At 71.9% G+C, this 22,034-nt stretch carries 21 protein-coding genes; 10 read left to right on the top strand and 11 right to left on the bottom strand.

Translation table 11 applies throughout. The features are described from left to right. Nucleotides 1-4: 4 nt before the first annotated feature. The 5 genes from JYK18_RS41025 to JYK18_RS41005 are packed head-to-tail and all read right to left on the bottom strand — an operon-like array spanning nt 5 to nt 5,793. Nucleotides 5-1,219 (bottom strand): NAD(P)/FAD-dependent oxidoreductase, encoded by a 1,215-nt coding sequence (locus JYK18_RS41025; protein WP_206809312.1) that lies wholly within the window; start codon nt 1,217-1,219, stop codon nt 5-7. After that, nucleotides 1,216-2,871, bottom strand: a complete 1,656-nt coding sequence (locus tag JYK18_RS41020) for a prenyltransferase/squalene oxidase repeat-containing protein (protein WP_206809311.1) — start codon at nt 2,869-2,871, stop codon at nt 1,216-1,218. Before JYK18_RS41020 ends, JYK18_RS41025 begins: the two co-directional genes overlap by 4 nt. Further along, entirely contained in the window at nt 2,868-3,845 is a 978-nt protein-coding gene (locus JYK18_RS41015) for a UbiA family prenyltransferase (RefSeq protein ID WP_307796287.1), read from the bottom strand. The genes JYK18_RS41020 and JYK18_RS41015 overlap by 4 nt, the downstream gene beginning before the upstream one ends. After that, nucleotides 3,842-4,843, bottom strand: coding sequence for a polyprenyl synthetase family protein (locus JYK18_RS41010; RefSeq protein WP_206809310.1), 1,002 nt, complete (start codon nt 4,841-4,843; stop codon nt 3,842-3,844). The genes JYK18_RS41015 and JYK18_RS41010 overlap by 4 nt, the downstream gene beginning before the upstream one ends. Continuing rightward, complete coding sequence (locus JYK18_RS41005) at nt 4,840-5,793, bottom strand: aminotransferase class I/II-fold pyridoxal phosphate-dependent enzyme (protein ID WP_242583994.1); 954 nt, start codon at nt 5,791-5,793, stop codon at nt 4,840-4,842. The genes JYK18_RS41010 and JYK18_RS41005 overlap by 4 nt, the downstream gene beginning before the upstream one ends. Before the next feature lie 419 nt (nt 5,794-6,212). Here JYK18_RS41005 and JYK18_RS41000 point away from each other — a divergent pair, with 419 nt between their 5' ends. The 4 genes from JYK18_RS41000 to JYK18_RS40985 all read left to right on the top strand — a co-directional run bounded on the left by JYK18_RS41000 (nt 6,213) and on the right by JYK18_RS40985 (nt 9,516). After that, nucleotides 6,213-6,860, top strand: a complete 648-nt coding sequence (locus tag JYK18_RS41000; protein ID WP_206809309.1) for an FkbM family methyltransferase — start codon at nt 6,213-6,215, stop codon at nt 6,858-6,860. A gap of 1 nt (nt 6,861) precedes the next feature. Further along, nucleotides 6,862-8,037 carry a glycosyltransferase gene (locus tag JYK18_RS40995; protein WP_206809308.1) on the top strand — a complete coding sequence of 392 codons (1,176 nt, stop codon included), beginning with the start codon at nt 6,862-6,864 and terminating at the stop codon, nt 8,035-8,037. Between the two features lie 121 nt (nt 8,038-8,158). Continuing rightward, nucleotides 8,159-8,491 carry a hypothetical protein gene (locus tag JYK18_RS40990; RefSeq protein WP_206809307.1) on the top strand — a complete coding sequence of 111 codons (333 nt, stop codon included), beginning with the start codon at nt 8,159-8,161 and terminating at the stop codon, nt 8,489-8,491. Nucleotides 8,492-8,550: 59 nt separating this feature from the next. Further along, complete coding sequence (locus JYK18_RS40985) at nt 8,551-9,516, top strand: sigma-70 family RNA polymerase sigma factor (protein ID WP_206809305.1); 966 nt, start codon at nt 8,551-8,553, stop codon at nt 9,514-9,516. On the opposite strand, the gene JYK18_RS40980 is transcribed toward JYK18_RS40985, so the two are convergent. Beyond that, on the bottom strand, nt 9,513-10,226 hold the full coding sequence (locus tag JYK18_RS40980; protein ID WP_206809304.1) for a 2OG-Fe(II) oxygenase: 714 nt from the start codon (nt 10,224-10,226) through the stop codon (nt 9,513-9,515). The genes JYK18_RS40985 and JYK18_RS40980 overlap by 4 nt on opposite strands. Nucleotides 10,227-10,299: 73 nt before the next feature. Between JYK18_RS40980 and JYK18_RS40975 the strand changes: the two genes are divergently transcribed. Continuing rightward, nucleotides 10,300-11,088: an SDR family oxidoreductase gene (locus tag JYK18_RS40975; protein ID WP_206809303.1), complete on the top strand. Its 789-nt coding sequence runs from the start codon at nt 10,300-10,302 to the stop codon at nt 11,086-11,088. Between the two features lie 3 nt (nt 11,089-11,091). On the opposite strand, the gene JYK18_RS40970 is transcribed toward JYK18_RS40975, so the two are convergent. Continuing rightward, complete coding sequence (locus tag JYK18_RS40970) at nt 11,092-11,517, bottom strand: SgcJ/EcaC family oxidoreductase (RefSeq protein WP_206809302.1); 426 nt, start codon at nt 11,515-11,517, stop codon at nt 11,092-11,094. A 62-nt stretch (nt 11,518-11,579) separates the two neighbouring features. Here JYK18_RS40970 and JYK18_RS40965 point away from each other — a divergent pair, with 62 nt between their 5' ends. Next, nucleotides 11,580-12,185 (top strand): TetR/AcrR family transcriptional regulator, encoded by a 606-nt coding sequence (locus JYK18_RS40965; protein ID WP_206809301.1) that lies wholly within the window; start codon nt 11,580-11,582, stop codon nt 12,183-12,185. A 16-nt stretch (nt 12,186-12,201) separates the two neighbouring features. Here the strand turns inward: JYK18_RS40965 and JYK18_RS40960 are convergent, their stop codons facing one another. Next, entirely contained in the window at nt 12,202-13,653 is a 1,452-nt protein-coding gene (locus JYK18_RS40960) for a helix-turn-helix domain-containing protein (RefSeq protein ID WP_206809300.1), read from the bottom strand. Between the two features lie 154 nt (nt 13,654-13,807). Here JYK18_RS40960 and JYK18_RS40955 point away from each other — a divergent pair, with 154 nt between their 5' ends. Genes JYK18_RS40955 through JYK18_RS40945 form a run of 3 tightly spaced genes read left to right on the top strand, consistent with a single transcriptional unit; the run spans nt 13,808 to nt 16,511 of the window. Continuing rightward, a complete protein-coding gene (locus JYK18_RS40955) occupies nt 13,808-14,806 on the top strand; it encodes an amidohydrolase family protein (protein ID WP_206809299.1) in 999 nt (332 codons plus the stop codon). Between the two features lie 2 nt (nt 14,807-14,808). After that, nucleotides 14,809-15,486, top strand: coding sequence for an iron-sulfur cluster assembly protein (locus JYK18_RS40950; RefSeq protein WP_206809297.1), 678 nt, complete (start codon nt 14,809-14,811; stop codon nt 15,484-15,486). Next, nucleotides 15,486-16,511: an NAD(P)-dependent alcohol dehydrogenase gene (locus JYK18_RS40945; RefSeq protein ID WP_206809996.1), complete on the top strand. Its 1,026-nt coding sequence runs from the start codon at nt 15,486-15,488 to the stop codon at nt 16,509-16,511. Before JYK18_RS40950 ends, JYK18_RS40945 begins: the two co-directional genes overlap by 1 nt. Before the next feature lie 12 nt (nt 16,512-16,523). Here the strand turns inward: JYK18_RS40945 and JYK18_RS40940 are convergent, their stop codons facing one another. Beyond that, entirely contained in the window at nt 16,524-16,952 is a 429-nt protein-coding gene (locus JYK18_RS40940; RefSeq protein WP_206809296.1) for a nitroreductase/quinone reductase family protein, read from the bottom strand. A 260-nt stretch (nt 16,953-17,212) separates the two neighbouring features. Next, nucleotides 17,213-18,076, bottom strand: a complete 864-nt coding sequence (locus JYK18_RS40935; protein WP_206809295.1) for an alpha/beta fold hydrolase — start codon at nt 18,074-18,076, stop codon at nt 17,213-17,215. Between JYK18_RS40935 and JYK18_RS40930 the strand changes: the two genes are divergently transcribed. Then, nucleotides 18,075-21,137, top strand: coding sequence for a BTAD domain-containing putative transcriptional regulator (locus tag JYK18_RS40930; protein ID WP_206809294.1), 3,063 nt, complete (start codon nt 18,075-18,077; stop codon nt 21,135-21,137). The genes JYK18_RS40935 and JYK18_RS40930 overlap by 2 nt on opposite strands. Here JYK18_RS40930 and JYK18_RS40925 read toward each other — a convergent pair. Next, on the bottom strand, nt 21,109-21,963 hold the full coding sequence (locus tag JYK18_RS40925; protein WP_206809293.1) for a LysR family transcriptional regulator: 855 nt from the start codon (nt 21,961-21,963) through the stop codon (nt 21,109-21,111). The two genes, JYK18_RS40930 and JYK18_RS40925, sit on opposite strands and share 29 nt — an antisense overlap. Nucleotides 21,964-22,034: the final 71 nt, after the last annotated feature.

Raw genomic sequence — 22,034 nt, 5'->3', positions numbered from 1 at the left:
GGGCTCATGCCCAGGCCGGGAGCCGCCGGGCCCGCGGGTCCGGCAGCACCCCGATCTGGTGCAGCCGGTCCAGCGGCGTCAGCGGGTGCGCGCCGAGCCCGGACATGTTGTGCATGACGGTGTAGCGCAGCCGCTGGTTCGCGCCGGTGTGCCGCAGCGCGCGCCGACCGAGGGTGCGCCCGGCCCACGACAGGTCGGTGATCATGCGTGCCGCGGCGTGGCTGGTGCGGCCGATCAGGGCGAGATCGGCTTGGCGACGGCGATCGTACGTCGCCAGGTTGCCGGATTCGGCCAGCACGGCGGCCAGGCAGTCGGCGTCGGCGATGGCGCTGTTCATGCCCTGCGCCGCCATCGGGTGCACTGCGTGCCCGGCCTCGCCGACCAGTGCCAGCCCGGGGATCCACAGCCTGGGCGCGAGGAAACGCGCGACCGGGAGCACCTGCCGCTGCGGAAGCGCCGCCAGGATCGCGTCCTCCAGCGGGGAAAGAGCGGGTGTTTCACGGGCCAGCGCCCGACCCCACGCAACCAGGTCGCCGCCACGCAGTTCGTCGGGGCGGATCTGCGCGTACAGCCGGATCCGGCCCCCGGGCAGCGGATACCGCAGGCGCAGACCCCGTTCGGTGACGTAGGCGGAGAAGTCGGACTCGACCTCGGGCGCGTCGTGTAGTTCCAGTGCGACCAGGCGGTGCGGGTACTCGGACCGGGTGATCTCGATACCGGCTTCCTTGCGCAGCCGCGAGGAGATGCCGTCGGCCGCGACCACCAGCGGGGCCTCGATGGTGCCGTCCCCCAGGCGCACGCCGGACACCTGGTCGGCCTGGTCCCGCAGGAGCCCCTTCACCAGCACGCCCCGGCGGAAATCCACAGTGGACGGCAGGGAGTCCGTCAAGGCGGTGAGAATGGCGGGGTAGTCGTGGGCGAGCAGCCAACGGTCATCACCGGGCAGCGTGCCGTAGTCCAGTGCCATCTGCGCGGAGCCCGCGGCATCGCGGGCGACCAGCCGTGCCAGGCGCAGTGCGCCCGCCGATTCGAGTCGTTGTGCCACGCCCCAGGAACGCAGGATCCGCAGCGAACCCGGCTGGAAGACCTCGCCCTTGGCGACCGGCTTCGGTGCGTCCTGTTTGTCCACCAACGTCACGCGCAGACCGAGCTTGCCCAGTGCGCAAGCCGTGGCGATACCCGCGACCCCGGCCCCGCAAACGATTGCGTCCGTCCTCATCGGACCGCCTTCCGGTAGCGGGCCAGCGCTCGCAAGGCGAGACCGTTCGCCAGCGCCGGATTCGCGTACCGCGACACGTGGCGGACGTATTCGTTCACGCGGGAAGCGGGCCAGCCCCCGCCGGGATCACGCGCGGCCAGCAGCCATCGCACGCCCGGCAACACGGAATCGGCGGGCGTTCCGGCCGCGAGCAGTGCGCTGACCGCCCAGCCGGTTTCCTCCACGGTGCCCGGGTCCGCGGGATCGCCGGTGCCCCACGAACCGTCGTCCCGTTGCGTGCGTTCCAGCCACGAGCGGGCCCGCACCGCCGCCGGTTCACCGGACTGGCCGGCCTTGGCGAAGGTCTGCAACACGGCCGACGTGCCCGCGGTGTGCATCCGGTACCAGACCGATTCGAAGCTGCCATCCGGTCGTTGCGCCGACGCCAGCCAGCGCAGACCGCGGTGCACCCGCCGGTCGCTCACCGGCACACCGGAATCGAGGAGGCCGTCGAGCGCCTGCGCGGTCATGTGCGGGCACGGCCCGCTGTTGGCCACCTTCGTGTTCCGCACGCACAACCCCCACGAGCCGCGCGTGTCCTGTTGCAGGGTCAGCCAGGTGACGCCGCGCTGCACGCTTTCGGCCTGGTCTTCGCCGGGCAGGTGGCACAGAGCGGAGACGATCTCACCGGTTTCGAGCGTGGCGGGCCAGCCGCGGGTACCCGACCAGCCCCAGAACCCCGGCGGGCAACCGAATGCGGTGAACGGCTGATCCTGTTGCAGCCGAAGGAAAAGGTCCTTGGTCAGGCCGAGCCGGGCGTCGTCGCGGTAACCGGCTTCGAGCAGCCCGGCCGCCGCGTACATCGACCACGTCAGGTCGAGCGGGCCGCTGTTCCACGAGCCGTCCTCATTGGCGTTCTCACGGAACCAGCCCACAGCACCCGCGATCATGTCGTGCCCGAGGTCGGCGCGCGCGAGCCCGACGACGATCAGACCGGTCACCCAGGCGTCCTCACACCAGCCGCCGGTGCTGCCTTCGTGCTCGTAGACCTGCCGGATGACGTCGAGTGCCTTGGGTTCCGCCAGTTTCGAGAGGGCGCGGTGCACGCGGCCGATCGGCTTGTGGCGGGTTTGCGCCAGACCCAGCGCCGACACCATGGGCGCGCGCAGGTCGAACAACTTCCGGTACAACCCGGGCAGCAGTGCCAGTTCGAGCGGGAAGCGGCGCATTTCCCGCGGGTCGAGCCAGCCCGCGAAGCCGTAGTACTGGCGGCACCAGGCGACCACCTCGGCGTGCGGGATCGCTTCCAAACCACCGTAGGCCCGCAGCCACTCTTGTCCTCTGTGGACCGCGGAGGCGGAATTGCCCAGCAGGTGCAGGGTGGCGGTGGCGACGGCGGTCGGCCCGGCTTCGGAGGCTTCGCCGGGGATCATGCTCCAGCCGCCGTCGTCGGCCTGGGTGCGTTCCAGCCAGGCCGTGCCGCGGGCGATCAGGTCCGCCGATCCGGCGGGGTCGGCGAAGTGCAGCGCGCTGACCGCGCCGACCGTGCCGAGCGTCGAGGTGAGCGCGTGCTCGCCGTAGTCGAACACCCCGTCCGGGCGCTGCGCCGAGAACAACGCCTCGGCCCCGGTGGCGATGGCTTCGGAGAGCTCGTCGGCTCGGAGCGAGGTCATGCGACGGTGTCCTTTCGTCGGAGCAGGGCCGGGGCGGGCGGGATCTCGTGCCGGGTTCGCATGGCGGCCTGCGTGGTCAGGGAAAGCACGAGGACCGGGACCAGGACGGCGAGCGCGAGCGCGGGCCCGGTGCTGCCGGCGACGACCGCCGCGGCGAGCACGAGCCGTTCGCCGACCAGGACTTCGTGCGCACGCAACGCGACCGCCCGGTCCACCGAGTCGCGGAACAGAGGCGTGAAGGCGAAGACGCCCGCGAGCGCCGCGAGCAGAACAAGCGCGAGGTGGGCGGAAGCGTCCGAGACGAACCAAGCCGCCGAAGCGACAAACAGCACGCCGGTGCCGTAGAGGCCGGAAGCCAGCCGGACCGCGTGCCGGACCCCATGGCGCACCGGCACCGAGCGGTACCCACCGGCCCGATCGCCGTCCACGTCCCGGACCGTGCCAACCAGATTGGACGCCGTGTCGTGCAGCAGGAAACCGAGCGCGACCGGGAGGACCGACCACGGCGGCAACGGCGTGACCAGCATCGCGCCGATCACCACGGCGAGCGCGCTCAACGCCCCGCGCACCACGTTGCCCGAGGCGCCGCGCTTCTTGAACACCTTGCTGTACCCCACGATCCCGAGCATCGCGAGCACGAAGACCGGCAGGATGCGCCAGTTCGACGCGGCCGCGAGCAGCGCGGACGCCAGTGCGCACGCGATCCCGCCGAACAGCGCGGCTTCGGCGGAGAGCCGTCCGGACGGGATCGGCCGGTGTGGTTTGCCGATCGCGTCGAGCCCGCGGTCGAAGTAGTCGCCGAGGTAGTGCCCGGAAAGCCAGCCGAGCGCGGGGACCAGCGCGGGCACCAGGGAGACCGCGTCACCGGCTGCCGCCGCGCCGGCGAGACCGAGCATCGCGGGGTAACAAAGCGTGTAGGGACGCCAGGTCTGCACGTGCGCGACGGCGGCCGAGCGCCACCTGGACCCGCTCACCGGTCCCGCCGCACAGCTGCTTCGGCGATGGAACCGAGCAGCGCGGTCGCGTCACCGGACGGCAGCGTGTCGAGTTCGGCACGGGCCAGCGCGACCTCCTCCTCGGCGCGGGTGCGGGCGAGGTCGAGTGCACCGGTCCCGGTGACCAGCTCGCGGAGTTCGGCCAGCGTTCGCTCCGGCGGAAGGGCGCCGCCGAGGATGCGTTCGAGCGGGGCCGGGCCGGTTTCGCGGATGGCGAGCAGGACCGGGAAGGTCAGCCGCAGGTTCGCCGCGTCGCTGGTATCCGGCTTGCCGGTGACCGACGGGTCGCCGAGGAACGGCAACAGGTCGTCGTGCATCTGGAAGGCCAGCCCGGCGTGCTCGGCGAACCCGGTGATCGCGGCGACCTCGGCCGGTGAACCGCCGCCGAGCAGCGCGCCCGCCCGGCACGCGCCCCGGAACAACGCACCGGTCTTCAACGCGGCCATCTCCAGGTACGCGGCCAGGCAGTGGTCCACCCCGGACGCGAGCACTTCCTTGTCCAGCAGGGCTTCCTGCACCTGACCGCGGCAGAGGTCCTCACCGGCCGAGGCCAGCACCTGGACCGCGGCGAGCACCGCGGGCTCCGGCACACCCAGCGACGCGCATTCGGCGACGGCGGAGAACAAGCCGAGGAGCAGCGCGTCACCGGTGACGATGGCGTCCGGCGTGCCGAAGCGCGCGTGCACCGCCGGACGGCCGCGCCGCAGGTCGTCACCGTCGATGATGTCGTCGTGGATCAGCGACGCCACGTGCAGGTATTCGACCGCGAGCGCGGCGGGCAACACCTGCTCACGCGTGCCGCCGACGGCCTCGGCCGAGGTCACCAGCAGCAGCGGCCGCAGCAGCTTGCCCGCCGGGAGCAGGGCGTACCCGGAGATCTCGGCGACCCGGTGATCGGTACCGGACCAGCGTTCGTTCAGTGCCCGCCGGACGTCCTCGACGGCGGGGGAGGAGGTGACCTCACCGATGGCGGTCATGCGGCGAACTCCTTCGCCAGCGCCAGCACCAGATCGTTCGCCTCGGGCGTGCCGGTGCTCACGCGCACCCCGGCCCCGGCGATCTCCCGGACCGCCACACCACCGGCCGCCAGATGGTCTACAAAGGACTGGTTCTGCGAGCCCAGCCGGAGCCACAGGAAGTTTCCGCCACTCGGGGGAACGTCCCAGCCGAGATCCAGCAGACCGGCACGCACCCGATCCCGTTCCGCCGCGACTTCGGCGCACTGCGACCGCATCTGCGATTCCGCGTCGAGTGCGGCGAGTGCCGCGGCCTGGGCGAGGGTGCCGACCCGGAAGAACGGCAACGTCGGGCGCAGCGCGGCGGCCACCGGTTCGCTCGCGACCAGGTAGCCGACGCGGAGGCCGAGCAGTCCGTGTGACTTGGAGAAGGTCCGGACCACCGCCACCCGGTCGTCGCCCGCGGCCAGCGCCAGGCCGTCGGCGAGTTCGCCGGGGGTGGCGAATTCGCGGTAGGCCTCGTCGATCAGCACCAGCACGTGCGGCGGGAGCAGGTCGAGGAACTCCGCGACCTCGGCGTGCCCGAGCACCTCGCCGGTCGGGTTGTTCGGATTGCACAGCAGGACCACTCGGGTCTCCGGGGTCACCGCGGCGGCCAGGGCACGCAGGTCCTGCGGCTCGGCGGGGACCGCGATCGGCGTGCTCCCGGCGTTGCCGATCAGCAGCGGGTACAGCTCGAACGACGGCCAGCCGTGCACCACCCGGGAACCCGCGTGGGCGTTGAGGAACTGCTGGATCAGCGCACCCGAACCGGCCCCGGCGACCACCCGCTCGGCAGCCACGCCCAGGCGGCGCGCCAGTTCCGCGGTCAGCCCGCCGGCCAGCGCATCCTGGGTCAGGTGGACCCGGTCCGCGCCGTCCTCGATCGCGCGCCGGACGCCGGGCAGCGGCGGTGAATGGTTTTCGTTCAATGCCAGCTGATGAATGATCGGGACCATTTTCACCAGGCCTCCCGGTGCGTTTTCCAGCCGTACAGCAGCCGTCAGGCTCCGGTGCCCGGCTCGGCACTGTCAAGGTGGTCACCCTCGCTTGTCCTGCTTTGTCCGGTCGGCCCTCGAAACTAATGGTTTTCGTACACTTCGGGTGGGAAAAGGGACGATCCGCCGGTCGCAGGTGGACGGTGCCGGAGCCGCTGGCTAGACTTGCGCGCCGCTCTGCCGATACGCAGGTTTTTCGGCTCTCGCAAGACATTCGGACGGAGTAGTCGACAGGTCGCGTCCGGTAGTGTGCTCGAACCGTGCACGCAGATCTTCGTTATGTCCGGCTGTCCGGAGAATTCGGTTGTTACGTCCCGGTTAACGATTCCGGGGACACCGCCGAGATCGGGTTCATGTATCAGGAGATATTCCGTGACAACTGTTATCTGGGGCCCGGTATCCGATTACCGGACGACCCGGTGGTGGTGGACGCGGGCGCGAACGTCGGCTTGTTCAGCCTGTACCTGAAAAGCCGCTACCCGCGGGCGAGGGTGCTCGCCGTCGAACCGGTGCCCAGCACGTTCCGCGCCCTGCGCGCGAACCTCGCGCACCACGGCCACGAGGACGTGGTCACCAGGGAGGTGGCGCTGGGTGCCCGGCGCGAGGCGGCCGTTCCGTTCACCTACTACCGCGACCTGCCGGGCAATTCGACGCGCTACCCGGAGTCGAAGGCACGCGTGCGGGACCTGGTTCCCGCGGCCGGTCGCCTGCTGGAGGACAGCGTTCCGGTGACCGTCGCGGTCGAACGACTTTCCGCCCTCCTGCCCGCGGCGGAGGCGATCGACCTGCTCAAGATCGATGTCGAAGGCGCCGAACTCGATGTGCTCGCCGGGATCGACGAACCGGACTGGGCTCGTGTCCGGCAGGTGGTGATCGAGGCCGAGGATCCCGGACCGGTGCGCGGGCTGCTGGCGCGCCACGGGTTCACCGTCACCGAGCGCCAGCCCCACGGCCCGCTCGCGCTGCTGGGCACGACCACGATCACCGGACGGCGGTGCTGACGTGCGCGTGGTGCTGACCTGCCTGCCGTTCTACTCGCACCTGGTGCCGGTGGTGCTGCCGGTCGCCCGCGCGCTGCGGCGGGCCGGGCACCAAGTGGCCGTCGCGACCGCGCCGGGCATGGCACCCGAGGTGACCGCCGCCGGGATCGAGCACCTGTCCCTGCCGAACGTGCTCACGCTCGCGCAACTGCTCGACCGGCCCGAGGTGGCCACCAGCCCGGGAATGCCCGGTGACCCGGAGGGCAGCGCGCGGGCGGCGACGGCCAGGGCCGAGTCCGGCCCGCTCGCCGCGGCCTTCGCCGGACCGCTGGCCGGGGTGTTCGCACGCGACCTGATCCGGGTGTGCGAAACCTGGCGCCCCGACCTGATCGTGCGCGAGTGCAACGAGTTCGGCGGGCACCTGGCCGCCGAACGGCTGGGTGTGGGCCAAGCCGTGCTGGACATCGCGCCGGGTTCGACGGCGACCCTGCCGTCGGTGCGGGCCGCGCTCAACGGCCAGCGCGCGGAACTGGGCCTCGCCGAGGTCGATGACCCGTGGTATCCGAATCGGACCTTCGTTGCCGGGTTCGTGCCGCCCGAGTGGTATCCGGCCGACCCGCCGCGGTGCTATCGGGCGGCCGAGCCGGACGGGGTGCTGGACGGTTCGCTCGACCTCCCCGCCGACCGTCCACTCGTGGTCGCCGGGCTGGGCAGTGTCGCGGCGACCGTGGTGCCGGAGAGCCCGGACCTGCTGGAACTCCTGATCACCGCGCTCGGGCGGCTGCCCGTCTCGGCGGTGGTCGGCCTCGGGAGCGATCCGCGGCGGTGGCCGGGATCGCGGCCGGACAACGTGCGGCTGCTGGAGTTCACCCCGCAACGGCTCTTGCTGGAGTCGGCCGAACTGTTCGTGTCCCACGGTGGTTTCGGCGGGGTCGCCGAGGCCGTGCGCACCGGAACGCCGATGGTGGTGCTGCCGCTGTTCTCCGATCAGCCGTACAACGCCGAGCGGGTGGCGGCGCTCGGGCTCGGCGTCCGGCTCGACCCGGCCGGACTCGATCCGGACGTGCTCGCCGGCGCGTGCGCGAAGGTGCTCGGCGACCGGGCGTACCAGTGGACTTCGGCGGCGATGTCCCGGCGCGCGCTGGCCTGCCCCGGACCGGCGGCGCTGGCCGAAGATCTCTTCGCGCACCACCGCTGAGCCGAATGGAGCAGTTCACCGGATGATATTTCGCTTCAACTGGCTGGACGGTTTGGCCCCGGCGAATTCGGCGAGAGGGTGAATCGTCGTTGCGGCGCGAATTCCTCGGTATTCTTCGAGCATGGCTTCACGGAATGTCACGAGGCTCTTCGGCATGCTGGACCGGCCCCTTGGCGAGCCTGAAGCCGTGGTGCTGGCCGAGCGGATGTACGGCACGGACCTGATCGCGGTCGCGGTGCGTGAGCACCGCTTCGGCGTCGCGTCCCGTACCGACGACAATCCGTACCCCGCACTGGAACTCGCTGGTCAGGCCTTTGTCGAGGTGCTGGCCGACGCGGGGTTCACGGTGAAGTCGTGGGAGTCGGTGGAGTGGCTTTCCGGCGCCGAGGCGCAGCTGCGCGAGGAGGCCGAGGATTTCGCCGAGTGGTTGCCCGCACCACTCGCCGCGCCGTGAATAACACGGGTAATACTGCTAATGGTGGCGGTATTTCTGCCCTGCCGTAGGATTCGACCATGCCTGGCGAGAGCACCGCACAGCTGACCGACGCGGCGCGCGCCGGTGATCCGGCTGCTTTCGGCAGGCTCGTCGACCCTTTTCGTGACGAACTGCAAGCGCATTGTTACCGGATGCTCGGCTCGGTGCACGACGCCGAGGACGCGGTGCAGGAGGCACTGGTGCGGGCCTGGCGCGCGCTGCCGAAGTTCGACCCGGACCGGGGCACGGTCCGCGCCTGGCTGTACAAGATCGCCACGAACCGCTGCCTGACCACGATCGAGCGCCGCGGCCGCCGCGAGCTGCCCGCCCACCTCGGTCCCGGCGCACCGGAGACCGAGGTGTCCTGGCTGGAGCCCTACCCGGACGACCGGCTCGGGCCGGAGGCGCGGTACGCGGCCAGGGAGAACGTGGAACTGGCGTTCGTCGCCGCGGTGCAGCACCTCGGCGCCCGGCAGCGGGCCGTGCTCCTGCTGCGCGAGGTGCTGGAGTTCTCCGCGAACGAGGTCGCCGAACTGCTGGAGACCAGCGTGGCCTCGGTCAACAGCGCGCTCCAGCGGGCCCGCCGGGCGATCGATCCACAACGGACCAGCCAGCAGGCCGAGCTGGCCGCGGCGGGTGCGGACACCGTCCGCGAACTGGCCGGCCGGTACGCCGACGCGTGGCAGCGCGGGGATCTCCAGGCCATTGTGGACATGCTGACCGAGGACGCCAGGTACTCGATGCCACCGCTGTTCGAGTGGTATTCCGGGCGCGACGGCATCCGCGAGTTCCTGGCGAGCGGGCCGCTGCGGTGGCGCTGGCGGTTCTTGCCCGCCCGCGCGAACGGCCAGCTCGCTTTCGGCACCTACTGCTGGGACGAGGAACGCGGGGCCCACCTGCCCTGCGGACTGGACGTGCTCGCCGTGCGCGGCGACCGGATCGCCGAGGTCGTCTCGTTCCTGGACGCGGACTTCAGCCGGTTCGGCCTGCCGGAAAGCCTTTAGGTGGCGTCGTGGAAGACCAGGCCGAGGGTGTGCCGCCGGCCGCTGCGGACCGGGGAGACGCCGTGGCGCACCGGCGCCGCCGACCAGCCTCGGGCGGAGGCCACCGGCCGGTCGCGCGTGGTGAACACCAGGCCGTGGCCCTGCGGGATGAGCGTCGACGTCCCGCGTGACTGGGCCCGCGGGCGCTGCTCGACCAGCAGGAACTCACCGCCGGTGTGGTCCGTGCCCGGCTCGTCGAGATTGATGACGACCTGCAGCGGGAACATCTTCTCGCCGTAGAGGTCGCGGTGCAACGCGTTCCACCCGCCGGTCTCGTACCGCAGCAGGATGGGCGTCGGGCGGGTCTGCCCGGCGTCGTGGCAGACGCGCAGCCAGTCGGCGAGCGTGTCCGGCCATTCGGCGTCACGGCCGAGCTTGGCGTACCAGTCGCGGGCGATCGGCAGCAGCCGCGGGTACAGCGCCTCGCGCAGCGCGGCGACCGGCTCCGGGAAGGGCTCGGCGAAGTAGCGGTAGTCGCCGTGATCGCCGAACCGGTGGCGGCGCAGGTTGACGGTGGCGCGGAACCGGCTGGTCTCCGGCCACAGCGCGGCGATCCGGCGGCACTCGGCCGGGGTGAGCAGTTGCGGCAGCAGAGCGCAGCCGAGGTCGGCCAGCTCGGTGCCCACCGCGCCCCAGTCGGTGGCGGCCACACGTTTCGCGTACTTGTCCATACCCGGTAGACGCCCGGGCGGCGCGAAACGTGAGATGGCGGGTTCCGTCAGTAGAACGTGTTACAGTTTTGCCATGATCCTCGACCGATTCCGGCTGACCGACCGGGTCGCCGTGGTGACCGGCGCCGGCCGGGGCATCGGCGCGGCGACGGCCGTGGCACTGGCCGAAGCCGGTGCCGACGTGGTGCTCGCCGCCCGCACCGAAGAGCAGTTGCGCGAGGTCGCCGGGCGAGTCGAAGCCGCGGGCCGCAAGGCGGAGGTGGTCACCGCCGACCTCAGCGACCCGGCGGCCGCCGCCGCGCTGGCCGACGCGGCCACCAGCGCGTTCGGCAGGCTCGACATCGTGGTCAACAACGTCGGTGGCACCCTGCCGCGGCCGCTGCTGGACACCTCACCCCGGTTCCTCGAAGAGGCGTTCCGGTTCAACGTCTCCACCGCGCACGCGCTGACCCGCGCCGCCGCCCCGGCGATGGTGGCGGGCGGCGGGGGCGCGGTCGTGAACATCTCCTCCGCGCTGGGCCGGGTGGCCGGGCGCGGTTACCTCGCCTACGGCACGGTGAAGGCCGCGCTCGCGCACTACACCCGGCTCGCCGCGGCGGATCTGGCGCCGAAGGTCCGCGTCAACGCGATCGCCGTGGGCACGGTGCTGACCTCCGCGCTCGAGGTGGTCGCGGCGAACCCGGAACTGCTCGAGCGCATGGAGCGGGACACCCCGCTGCGCCGGCTCGGCGAACCGGAGGACATCGCCGCGGCGGTGCTCTACCTGACTTCCCCGGCCGGCGCGTACCTCACCGGCAAGCTGCTCGAAGTGGACGGCGGCCTGCAGGAACCCAACCTGGACCTCGGCCTGCCCGACCTGTGAAGGTCAGGACTTCCAGCCCAGCGGGGAGCGGGCGGCCAGCGCCGGGTCGTGCTGGGTGAAGGTGGCCAGGTCGCCGCGGGCGGTGTTGTGGAAGGCGTGGATCAGGCCGTCGCGGATCAGCTTGGTCTGGACGCCGTCGATGGTGCCCTTGCGCGGGCCCGCCGGGACGCGCAGCGTCGAGTCGGTGTGCACGAGCAGCAGGCCGTCGCCGAGCGGGCGGCTGTCGACCAGCCGGTACTCCAGCACGCTGCCCTGGTAGATGGTGTCGAAGATCTTCTGGTGCTCGGCGCCGATCACCTCGCGGCCCCGCTGGATCCGGCCCAGCGCGTCGACAAAATCGGCGTCCTCGGCGAAGTGCGCGCCCCAGGCGGCGCCGTCGCCCGCGTTCCACGCCTGCTGCATTCCGGAGATGATCTGTTCGACGGTCATCGGCTATCCTCGCTGGATCGATGGTCTAAAACTTGGAACGACGTTCTAACTTCGGAGCATACATGGCAGCGGACCTGCCGGGCATCGTCCGGCTGCGGGATCGGCGGGAAGCGCTGACCCTGCGCACGATCCTCACCGCCGCGCGTCGCCTGTTCGCCGAACGCGGCTACGCGCGCACCCCGATCCGGCTGATCGCGCAGGAGGCGGGGGTCGCGCCGCAGACGATCTACGCGCACTTCGGGTCGAAGGCGGGCGTGCTCGGCGGGCTCGTCGATTTGCTCGACGACGAGGCCGGGCTGCCCGATCTGGTGGCGTCGGCCGAGGACCTGACCGATCCGGCGGACCTGCTCGGGCTGCTGGCGCAGGCGAGCCGCCAGGTCAGGGAACGCTGCGGCGACATCGTGGCCATCCTCAGCTCGGGCGCGGCGGTCGACCCGGACCTCGCGGCCACCGAGGCGGAGGGCGCGCGCCGCAACCGGATGGGGGTGGAGATGGTGGTCGAGCGCATCCGCTCGGCGGGGCACCGCGTCGACCCGCGGGCCGTCGACATCGCGGTCGCCCTGATGAGCGCGGGGGTGCACGACAGCCTGGTCGGCACGGCGGGCTGGTCCCCGGACGACTACCAGGACTGGCTGCGGGAGACCCTGGTCAGCGCGGTTCTGCGCTGAGTGGGGGTCTGCTTGTTCACCGGCCGGGCACCTTGATCTCGTACTGCGCCATCTTGCGGTAGACCGTCGCCCGGCTCATGCCCAGCTCGGCCGCCGCGCGCACCACGGTGGCGCCCGGTTCGGTCAGGCAGCGCACGATCTCGTCGCGTTCGAGCGCCTGCAGCCGGCTCAGCCGGTGGGCGCCGGAACTGAACAGCTCGGCGGGCAGGTGCCGCTGGTCGACCACGTCCGCGCGGGCCGCGGCGGTGCGGACCACGCGCTTGAGCTGCTTGACGTTCTCCGGCCAGTGGAACTCGGTCAGCGCCTGCGACGCGGCGGCGGTGAAGCTGATCGGCCGTCCGCGCTCGCGTTCGGCGAAGTGCCTGGCCAGCGGCAGGATGTCGTCGGGGCGGTGCCGCAGCGGGGGTGCCTCGACCACGGTGTCGACCAAAGCGCCGAGCGGACCGGGCAGCGCGCCGAAGTCCTCGGCGGTCAGCACGAACGGCTGCGGCCGGGCCCCGTCGTGCCGGACCGAGGTGAACTGCTTGGCCAGCTCCTCGGCGGCCCACGCGGGCAGTCCGTCCACCCCGGAAACGATCACGCAGGTGTCGTCCTTCGCCAGCTCCGGCGTCCACAGCGTCAGCCAGGCGTGCACGTCGTCGGGTGCCGGTGGCCGCGCGCTGAGCACGCGTTCACGCGGGCGCGCCCGCCGGTGGGCCATCGAAGCGAGCGCGGTCTTCCCGGCCCCCGGCTCGCCGACCACCGCGACCACCCGCCCGGCCGCGAGCGCGGTGTGCGCCTCGGCGACCGCGTCGCGCCACAGCCGTCCGCCGTCGGCCTGCGGGAACCGGTCGGCGTAGACGTGGAACACCTCACCGCGCGGGGTCGGCCGCATCCGGCGCCCGGCCGAGCGGGCCAGCATCAGCGCGGTGGTGTTGCCCGCGGCGGCCTGCGCCAGCGCGAGCAGCAGGTCCGAGGACGAGTTCGACCAGGTGGTCAGGTTGACGCTGCCGGCGAGGTCACCGGTGAGCGGGTCGAGCACCGGCACCGCCGCGCAGGTGTACCCGCGCAACCCGGTGCAGTAGTGCTCCTCGGCCTTGACCAGTGACGGAGCGCGATCGGCGAGCGCCAGCCCGAGCCCGTTGGTGCCCGCGTTGCGCTCGGCGAAGTAGAAACCCGGCGCCAGGTGCACCCGATCGAGTGAACGGTTGATCGAGTTGTCGTTGCACAGCCGGGCCAGCACCAGCCCGGCGCTGTCGGTGATCATCAGGCTGACCGGTTCGTTCGCCAGCGTCGCCTGGAGCCCGCTGAGCACCTCGTACCCGCATTCGTAGAGCAGCGAACCGGTGTCGACCGAGCCGGTGAACACCGGCTTGACCTCGTCCAGTGACACGCCGTAGCGCTCGCTGCGCTGCCAGGACGCCAGCAGCCGCGGCCGGTCCGGCGAAAGTTGCCGTTGCTCCACTTCGACCTCCCGTGCACGCGTCATTGCGCCGGTCCCCGCCAGGCTAACCCCTCGACCGGCCGGTTCACGCCGCGCGCGTGTCTCAAACTGAGACAGCCGGACGCTGCCGCGGCTGCCCCGGCCTGCCTAGCGTTCCCTCGCAGAACGTGCCGAAGGCGCCACGACGCGGAGGAAACCCATGTACAGCAAGGACGGCGAGCACTACTTCATCGTCGACGCGCACATCGCGCTCTGGGACGCCCGCCCGGAGAACCAGCTCAACGTGCACGGCAAGCAGTTCATCGACTGCTTCTACGACTACCACCGGAACCTGAGCCCGGAGTCGGAGCTGTGGCCGTACGAGGAGTACCTCTACTACGGCGGCGAGCGGCTGATGAAGGACCTGTTCGAGGACGGGTACGTCGATCACGCGATCTTCCAGCCCGCGCGCCTCGGCGCCTTCTACAAGAACGGGTTCGGCCAGACCGAGGAGGCCTTCGCGCTGGCTAGCCAGCACCCGGACAAGCTGACCTACAACCACTGCTACGACCCGCGTTACGAGCAGGCAGGCCTGGAGCAGTTGCGCCGCGACGCCGACCGGTTCGGGCTCAAGGGGGTCAAGCTCTACACCGCCGAGTGGAAGGGCGACTCCCGCGGGTACAAGCTCGACGACCCGTGGAGCTACCGCTACCTGGAGGCGTGCCGGGAACTCGGCATCCGGAACATCCACATCCACAAGGGGCCGACCATCCGCCCGCTGGACCGCGACGCCTTCGACGTGGCCGACGTGGACCACGCCGCCACCGACTTCACCGACCTGAACTTCGTGGTCGAGCACTGCGGCCTGCCCCGGCTGGAGGACTTCTGCTGGATCGCCACGCAGGAGCCGAACGTGCACGCCGGGCTGGCCGTGGCGATGCCGTTCATCCACACCCGGCCGCGGTACTTCGCGCAGATCATCGGCGAACTGCTGTACTGGCTCGGCGAGGACCGGATCCAGTTCTCCAGCGACTACGCGCTGTGGACGCCGCGCTGGCTGGTCGAGCGGTTCGTCGACTTCCAGATCCCGGCCGACATGACCGAGTACGCGCCGATCACCGTGGCGCAGAAGAAGAAGGTGCTCGGACTGAACGCCGCCGCGATGTACGGCATCGAGGTACCGGCGGGGCTGGGCCTGGAAACCCCGGTGGGGGTGTGAGCATGCGGGAACAGCAGGCCTGGGGGGCACTGGACGCGGTGCTCGACCCCGAACTCGACGAACCCATCACCGACCTGGACTTCGTGCGCTCGCTGGAAGTCACCGGCACCCGGGTGACCGTCCACTTGCGACTGCCGACGGCGTTCTGCTCGCCGAACTTCGCGTACCTGATGGCTTCCGACGCGAAGGACGTGCTGTCCGCGTTGCCGTGGACGGAAGAAGTCGTGGTGCGGCTGGACGACCACCACGACTCGGACCTGATCAACCGCGGCCTCGCCGCCGACGCCGGGTACCGCGGCACGTTCGGTGCCGAAGCCGAGGAGAGCCTGGACGAACTGCGGTTGACCTTCCGCCGCAAGGCGCACACCGCGGCGATGGAACGTTCGCTCACCGCGATGATCCGCCAGGATCCCGAACTGCGGCCACACGAAACCGTGCTCGGGGACCTGCCCGGCGGCCCGGCCACCGACGCGTTGCTGCGCCGCCGCGAAGCACTCGGCCTGAGCCTCGACCCGCTGTCGAAGGTGCTGGTGGACGAGCACGGGATCGCTTACCCGGCCGAGGAAACCCCGGTGCGCCTGCGGTTCGCGCGCTCGGTCCGCATCTCCATCGAAGGCAACGCGCACTTCTGCCGCGGCCTGCTGAAAACCCGTTATCCGGAAGCGAAGGCGAACGCATGATGAAGGCAGTACAGGTGGTCGGCTATGGGGAGAACCTGCGGCTGGCCGAGGTGCCCGCACCGGAGGTCACCGGCCCGTTCGACGTGATCGTGCGCGTCGGCGGCGCCGGGGTGTGCCGCACCGACATCCACATCCTCGAGGGCCAGTGGGCGGAGAAGTCCAGCGTCACCCTGCCCTACACGATCGGGCACGAGAACGCGGGCTGGGTGCACGCGGTGGGCAGCGCGGTGACCAACGTGGCCGAGGGCGACAAGGTGATCCTGCACCCGCTGATCACCTGCGGGCTCTGCCGGGCCTGCCGCTCCGGTGACGACGTCCACTGCGCGCGGTCGCAGTTCCCCGGCATCGACACGCACGGCGGGTACGCCGAGTACCTCAAGACCTCGGCACGCAGCGTGGTCCGCATCGACGACTCGCTCGAACCCGCCGACGTGGCCGCGCTCGCCGACGCCGGGCTCACCGCGTACCACGCGGCGGCCAAGGCGGCGCGCAAGCTGCGGCCGGGGGACCGGTGCGTGGTGATCGGCGCGGGCGGGCTCGGGCACATCGGTATCCAGGTGCTCAAGGCGATCACCGCGGCGGAACTGGTGGTGGTCGACCGCAACCCGGAGGCGGTGAAGCTCGCCGTGTCGATCGGGGCCGACCACGGCGTGGTCGCCGACGGCGGTCAGGTCGACGAGGTGCTCACCCTCACCGGCGGCGACGGCGCCGAGGTGGTGCTGGACTTCGTCGGCGAGGGCGGCGCGACGAAGGACGGGACGCGGATGCTGCGCCGGGCCGGTGACTACCACGTCGTCGGCTACGGCGAGAACATCGACATCCCGACCATCGACGTCATCTCCACCGAGATCAACTTCATCGGCAACCTGGTCGGGTCCTACACCGACCTGGGCGAGCTGATGGTGCTGGCCGCGCAGGGCCGGGTCCGGCTGCACACCGCGAAGTACCCGCTCGAACGCTTCCAGGACGCGCTCGACGACCTGGAAGCCGGGCGCATCCGGGGCCGCGCCATCCTCACCCCGTGAGGTGGGCCGGGACTACCGCGGCTCCAGCAGCACCAGCGGGATCTCTCGCTCGGTCTTGTCCTGGTAGGCGCGGTAGTTCCGGAAGTCGCCGGCGATGCGCGGCCACAGCTCGCCGCGTTCCTCGGCGGTGGCGATCCTGGCGCGCATCGGCTTGGCGGGCGCGCCCTTCAGCGCCACCTCGACCTCGGGGTTGTCGCGCAGGTTGAGGAACCAGGCCGGGTGGTGGTCGTCACCGCCGCGCGAGGCGACCACCACGAGCGTGTCCCCGTCGTGCACCGGGGCGGTCAGCATGACCGAGCGCTTCTGCCCGGACTTGCGGCCGACCGTGGTCAGCTCCAGCACCGGCATGCCCGACGCCTGCCAGCCCACCCGGCCGCCGGTGACCTTGAGCAGGCCGCGGTGGGCCCCGTTCATCAGCTTCAACACGACGTCATGTGGCATGGCCCGACCCTAACCGAGACCCCGGTGCCGGGCCGGGCACGTGCTACCGTGGGGGTAGCCGCACTTCGCAGAGCGCCTCCCGTTTCGCCTGGCAACTGACCGGCCCGGAGGCCCGCGGCGCATTCGAAGGAGTTCTACCGTCAACACCGCCACAACGGGTGATCCGTTGTTCAGCCATCCCCAGACCGATCAGCAGGACGACGGTTTCACCGCCGAACTGCCCGGTGCCACCTACGAAAACCTCTTCCGCGAGCCCGGCGTCACCGTTCCAGCAGCGCGCGCAACTCCTTGACCACCACGCCGGGGTCCTCCTCGGCCATGAAGTGTCCACTGGAGACGGTCCGGTGCTCCAGGTCCGGCGCCCACGCCCGCCAGCGGGCGGCGGCGTCGAAGCCGAGCGCGGCGCCCCAGTCCTGCTGGAGCACGGTCACCGGCATGCGCAGCTGGTTGCCCGCCCGGCGGTCGGCCTCGTCGTGTTCGACGTCGATGCCCGCCGAGGCGCGGTAGTCGGCGACGATCGAGGGCACCGCCTCGCGGCTGGCCTTCAGGTACGCCGCGCGCACCTCCGGCGGGATGGCCGCCGGGTCGTTCGTCCACAGGTCGAGGAAGTAGCCGAAGAAGGCGTCCGCCGAATTGCCGATCAGCTGCTCGGGCAGGCCGGGCGGCTGCGCCATCAGGTACAGGTGGAAGCCCACCGCGGCGGACGTGCCGTGCATGACCTCCCACATGTCCAGCGTGGGCAGCACGTCCAGCGAGGCCAGGTGCGTGATCACGTCCGGGTGGTCGAGGCCGGCGCGGATGGCGACCAGCGCGCCCCGGTCGTGCCCGGCCAGCGCGAACCGCTCGTGCCCCAGCGCCCGGGCGAGCGCGACCACGTCGGCCGCCATCGTGCGCTTGGCGTAGGCCTCCGCCCCTTCGGGCTTGTCGCTGTCGCCGTATCCCCGCAGGTCGGGGCAGATGACCGTGTGATCGGCGGCGAGGTCGGCGGCCACGTGCCGCCACATCAGCTGGGTTTGCGGGAAGCCGTGCAGCAGCACGATCGGGTCGCCGGAGCCACCGATGGCGGCGTTGAGCGCCACGCCGTCGGCGACGGTGACGCGCTGGGTGGTGAAGGAAGGGATCATGCGCTCGATCGTGGGCGCCGCCGATCAGCAACCGATCAGCGCGGATAAATTGACCCCCGTGGTGGCGTTCCGGGTGCTGGGTCCGCTGGCCGCCGAGAACGCGGCGGGGCCGGTCGGGTTGAAGGGGCCGCGGCACCAGGCCGTGCTCGCGCGGCTGCTGGTGGCCAGGGGCCGGGTGGTGCCGGTGACCTGGCTGATCGACGACCTCTGGAACGGCAACCCGCCCGACGGCGCACTCGGCGCGGTGCAGACCTTCGTCGGCGCGCTGCGGAAGGCGCTGGAGCCGGACCGCCCGCCGCGCACCCCGTCGCGACTGCTGGTGACGGCCTCACCCGGCTACGCCCTGCGAGCCGAGCCCGACGCGGTGGACGCGTGGCGCTTCGAGGCGGCCGTCGCCGAATCCGCCCGCCTGCTGACCGGGGGCCAGGCCGAACGGGCGCGGCTCCTGCTCGACGACGCGCTCGCGCTCTGGCGGGGGCCCGCCTACGCGGAGTTCGCCGAGCAGGACTGGGCGCGGGCCGAGGCCGACCGGCTGACCGAACTGCGACTGCTCGCCGTCGAACGCCGCGCCGAGGCGGCGACGGCGTCGGGGCAGGCCGCCGAATCCGTGCCTGACCTGCGTGCCCACGTCGCCGCGCACCCCCTGCGCGAGGACGGCTGGCGGCTGCTCGCGCTGGCGCTCTACCGCTCCGGGCGGCAGGGGGACGCACTGGCCACGTTGCGCCGGGCCCGCGAGGTGCTGCGCACGGAACTCGGGGTGGATCCGGGCGCGGAGCTGCGGCAGGTGGAGGCGGACATCCTGGCCCAGGAACCACGCCTGAGCGAACCGGTCGCGCCGCCGGACGAAGAGCCGTTCGTCGGCCGGGACGACGAACTGGACGCACTGGTCAAGGCCGCGCTGGCCACGGCGTCGGCGGACCGGCCGGGGCTGGTGCTCCTGTCCGGCTCGGCCGGGGTGGGCAAAACCGCGCTGGCCAGTGCGTTGACCCGGCGGCTGGGCGCGATGGGCTGGGCCACGGCGTGGGGTGGCAGCGTCGAACTCCCGTCGGTGCCCGGTGGCGATCTCGCCGTCGCGCGCTTCCGGCGCCAGCGGGCGATGGGGGAGTACCTGGCGAAGCTCGGCGGGCGGGGCCCGGTGGTGCTGGTCTTCGACGACCTGCACTGGGCCGACGAGGAAACGCTCGCGCTGCTGACCGGGCTGGCCACCGATCCCGGCGCCGGGCCGGTGCTGCTCGTCGGCACCTACCGGTCGACCGAGATCTCCGCCGCGCTGACCGAGGCGCTCGGCCGTGCGGCCCGGGCCGAACCGCTGCGGATCTACCTCGAAGGGCTGACCGAATCGCAGGTGGCGGCGTTGGTGACGGCGCTGAGCCGGGCGGAACCGCCGGACGCGCGGGTGATCCACCGCCGCAGTGGCGGGAACCCGTTCTTCGTCCGGGAACTGGCGCGCCTGTGGGAGGACGAAGGCGATCTGCATGCCGTGCCCGCCGGGGTCCGCGAGGTCATCCGGCATCGGCTCGCCGCCCTCGCCGAGACGACGCACCTGCGTCAGGCGGCGGTGCTCGGCGAGAAGGTCGAACTGGATCTGCTGATCGCGCTGGCCGGGGACGAGGACGCGGTGCTGGCGTCGGTGGAATCGGCCGTACTGGCCGGATTCCTGGTCGAGGCGGACGCCGACTTCGTCCACTTCGGACATGCTCTGGTGCGGGAAACCCTGTACGAGGACATTTCGCGGGCACGTCGGGCGCGCTGGCACATCGCGGTGGCGGAGCTCATCGAGCAACGCCGTCCCGGCGACGTCGCCGCGATCGCGCACCACTTCCTGCGGGCGGACAGCGCTTCCGTCGCGGACCGGGCCGCGCACTACGCCCGTGCCGCGGCCGAAGCCGCCGAACGCCGCTCGGCTCCGCACGAGGCGGCCCGGTTGTGGCGGGAGGTCGTGGCCAGGTCCACGGGACGCGCCCGGCTGGAGGCGACGATGGGCCTGGTCCGGGCGCTGGCGGTGACCGGCGAACTGGCGCAGGCGCGGCGGTTGCGGGCCGAGGCGGTCACGGAGGCGGCTGGTGATCCGGTGCTGACCGCGCGGGTGCTGGGTTCGTTCGACGTGCCCGCGATCTGGACGGCCAACGACGACGAAGCGCTCTCGGCGCGGTTGGTGGCCGCCGCGGAACGCGTGCTCGCCGAGCTCCCGGAGGGATTTCCGGCCGAACGGGCCCGGCTGCTGATCACCATCGCGATGGAGCGGCGCGCGGACGCCGGCGGCCGGGGTGAGGAGGCGGCGGCGGAAGCCGTGCGGATCGCCCGTTCGCTGGCTGATCCGGGGTTGCTCGCCTTGGCGCTCAACGGACTCTTCCTGCAGACGTTCCACCGGGCCGGGCTGGCGCCGGAACGGGGGCGGATCGGGGCCGAGCTGGTTTCGGTGTCCACACAGGACGGTGGACTGGTCGCGTTCGAGGTGCTCGGCCACCTGATCCAACTCCAGTCCGCCGCGGCGGTGGCCGATCTGCCCGCCGCCGACCAGCACGCCGCGGCGGCGGACCAGCTCGCGGAGCGGTACGAACTCCCGCTGGTCGGCGTGTTCACCTCGTGGTACGCCGCCCTCCGCCTGACCATCACCGGCGGCGACGCGCGCCCGGCCTACCATGCCGCCGCCGCGCGCCTGGCCGGTACGGGGATGTCGGGTCTGGAGCCGGGAATCCTGCCGTTCGCCCTGCTCGACCCCGAAAACCCCGGCGACGAGGACTGCGGCCCGTACGAGCCGTGGGTCCACTCGGGACAGTCCATTCCGGACTCACCGAGGGATCTGCTGTTCGAGGCACGCACCTGCCTGCACGTGGTGCACGCCCTCCGCCGGGGCGAAACCGTGGTGATGGAACGCCTTTATGCCGAACTGCTCCCGGCCGCCGGCGAACTGGCCGGCGCGGGGAGCGGCCTGCTCACCTTCGGCCCGGTCGCGCGCTACCTGGGCGACCTGGCCACGGCACTCGGCCGCCCGGAGGCCGCCGCCCACCACTACCACCAGGCCGAAGAACTCAGGGCGCGTCCCGGAAAGCGGCGGTGACCGCGGCGGCGCATTGGCGAGGGAAGGCGCCGTCCGGGGTGAGGATGTGGCCGGTGATGGTGATCGGCGGGATCAGCGGGAGGGAGCGCACGCGGGTCGACCCGATCGCGGCGACATCGGCGGCGGGCAGCACGGCCCAGCTCCCCGGGTCCGAACCGACCTCGACGATGGTGTCCGGCACGGTGCCCGCCGGGCGGCCGAGCCGGGCACCCCCCGGGCCCAGCGCGGTGGTGACCGCCTCGTGCAGCAGCGGGTCGGAGGGCACCCGCAGCACGTGCTCGGCCAGATCCCCGATGGTCACGCTCGACCGCTCCGCGAGCGGGTGCCGCCGCGAGACCACGGCGTGCAGCGCCTCGGTCCACACCGGCAGCACGCGCAACCCCGGCGCCGACACCGGTCCGCGCACCAGCGCCAGGTCCAGCTCACCGCGGCGCAGGGCGGCGATCCGCTCGGCCACCGGCAGGTCGACCAGCACCAGTTCGAACTCCGGGTTCTGCTCCCGCAGCGCGTCGATCCCGCGTTCCAGCCGCGCGGTGAGCCCGGCCGCCGTGCCGATCCGGACCACGCAGCTCGGCTCGTGCACCACTTCGCGCACCCGGTCGGCCGCGGCCAGGGTTTCCCGCGCCGCGGTGAGCACCCGGTGCCCGGCCTCGGTCAGCCGGACGGTCCGCGGGCTGCGGTCGAGCAACCGCGTGCCCAGCTCCCGCTCCAGCCGCGCGATCTGCTGGCTGACCGCGGGCTGCACGATGTTCAGCCGCTGGGCCGCCCGCCCGAAGTGCAGTTCCTCGGCGACGGTGACGAAGTACCGCAACGCCCGCAGCTCCATCCACCCCTCCTCAGTGATCACTTCATGTTATCGCTGCGCGGGGCGACTGGATCTCGATCGACGGCGCCGGG

The sequence above is a fragment of the Amycolatopsis sp. 195334CR genome (assembly GCF_017309385.1).
In the GTDB taxonomy this organism is placed as follows: domain Bacteria; phylum Actinomycetota; class Actinomycetes; order Mycobacteriales; family Pseudonocardiaceae; genus Amycolatopsis.
The sequence above is the reverse complement of the archived record's forward strand: the minus strand, read 5'-3'. Positions and strand labels throughout refer to the sequence as shown.

What these genes read in the sequence shown, in the direction of transcription:
- JYK18_RS41025 (WP_206809312.1), bottom strand. Translation starts at nt 1,219, where the DNA reads ATGAGGACGGACGCAATCGTTTGCGGGGCCGGGGTCGCGGGTATCGCC.
- JYK18_RS41020 (WP_206809311.1), bottom strand. Translation starts at nt 2,871, where the DNA reads ATGACCTCGCTCCGAGCCGACGAGCTCTCCGAAGCCATCGCCACCGGG.
- JYK18_RS41010 (WP_206809310.1), bottom strand. Translation starts at nt 4,843, where the DNA reads ATGACCGCCATCGGTGAGGTCACCTCCTCCCCCGCCGTCGAGGACGTC.
- JYK18_RS41000 (WP_206809309.1), top strand. Translation starts at nt 6,213, where the DNA reads ATGTATCAGGAGATATTCCGTGACAACTGTTATCTGGGGCCCGGTATC.
- JYK18_RS40990 (WP_206809307.1), top strand. Translation starts at nt 8,159, where the DNA reads ATGGCTTCACGGAATGTCACGAGGCTCTTCGGCATGCTGGACCGGCCC.
- JYK18_RS40985 (WP_206809305.1), top strand. Translation starts at nt 8,551, where the DNA reads ATGCCTGGCGAGAGCACCGCACAGCTGACCGACGCGGCGCGCGCCGGT.
- JYK18_RS40980 (WP_206809304.1), bottom strand. Translation starts at nt 10,226, where the DNA reads ATGGACAAGTACGCGAAACGTGTGGCCGCCACCGACTGGGGCGCGGTG.
- JYK18_RS40975 (WP_206809303.1), top strand. Translation starts at nt 10,300, where the DNA reads ATGATCCTCGACCGATTCCGGCTGACCGACCGGGTCGCCGTGGTGACC.
- JYK18_RS40970 (WP_206809302.1), bottom strand. Translation starts at nt 11,517, where the DNA reads ATGACCGTCGAACAGATCATCTCCGGAATGCAGCAGGCGTGGAACGCG.
- JYK18_RS40965 (WP_206809301.1), top strand. Translation starts at nt 11,580, where the DNA reads ATGGCAGCGGACCTGCCGGGCATCGTCCGGCTGCGGGATCGGCGGGAA.
- JYK18_RS40960 (WP_206809300.1), bottom strand. Translation starts at nt 13,653, where the DNA reads ATGACGCGTGCACGGGAGGTCGAAGTGGAGCAACGGCAACTTTCGCCG.
- JYK18_RS40955 (WP_206809299.1), top strand. Translation starts at nt 13,808, where the DNA reads ATGTACAGCAAGGACGGCGAGCACTACTTCATCGTCGACGCGCACATC.
- JYK18_RS40950 (WP_206809297.1), top strand. Translation starts at nt 14,809, where the DNA reads ATGCGGGAACAGCAGGCCTGGGGGGCACTGGACGCGGTGCTCGACCCC.
- JYK18_RS40945 (WP_206809996.1), top strand. Translation starts at nt 15,486, where the DNA reads ATGAAGGCAGTACAGGTGGTCGGCTATGGGGAGAACCTGCGGCTGGCC.
- JYK18_RS40940 (WP_206809296.1), bottom strand. Translation starts at nt 16,952, where the DNA reads ATGCCACATGACGTCGTGTTGAAGCTGATGAACGGGGCCCACCGCGGC.
- JYK18_RS40930 (WP_206809294.1), top strand. Translation starts at nt 18,075, where the DNA reads ATGCGCTCGATCGTGGGCGCCGCCGATCAGCAACCGATCAGCGCGGAT.
- JYK18_RS40935 (WP_206809295.1), bottom strand. Translation starts at nt 18,076, where the DNA reads ATGATCCCTTCCTTCACCACCCAGCGCGTCACCGTCGCCGACGGCGTG.
- JYK18_RS40925 (WP_206809293.1), bottom strand. Translation starts at nt 21,963, where the DNA reads ATGGAGCTGCGGGCGTTGCGGTACTTCGTCACCGTCGCCGAGGAACTG.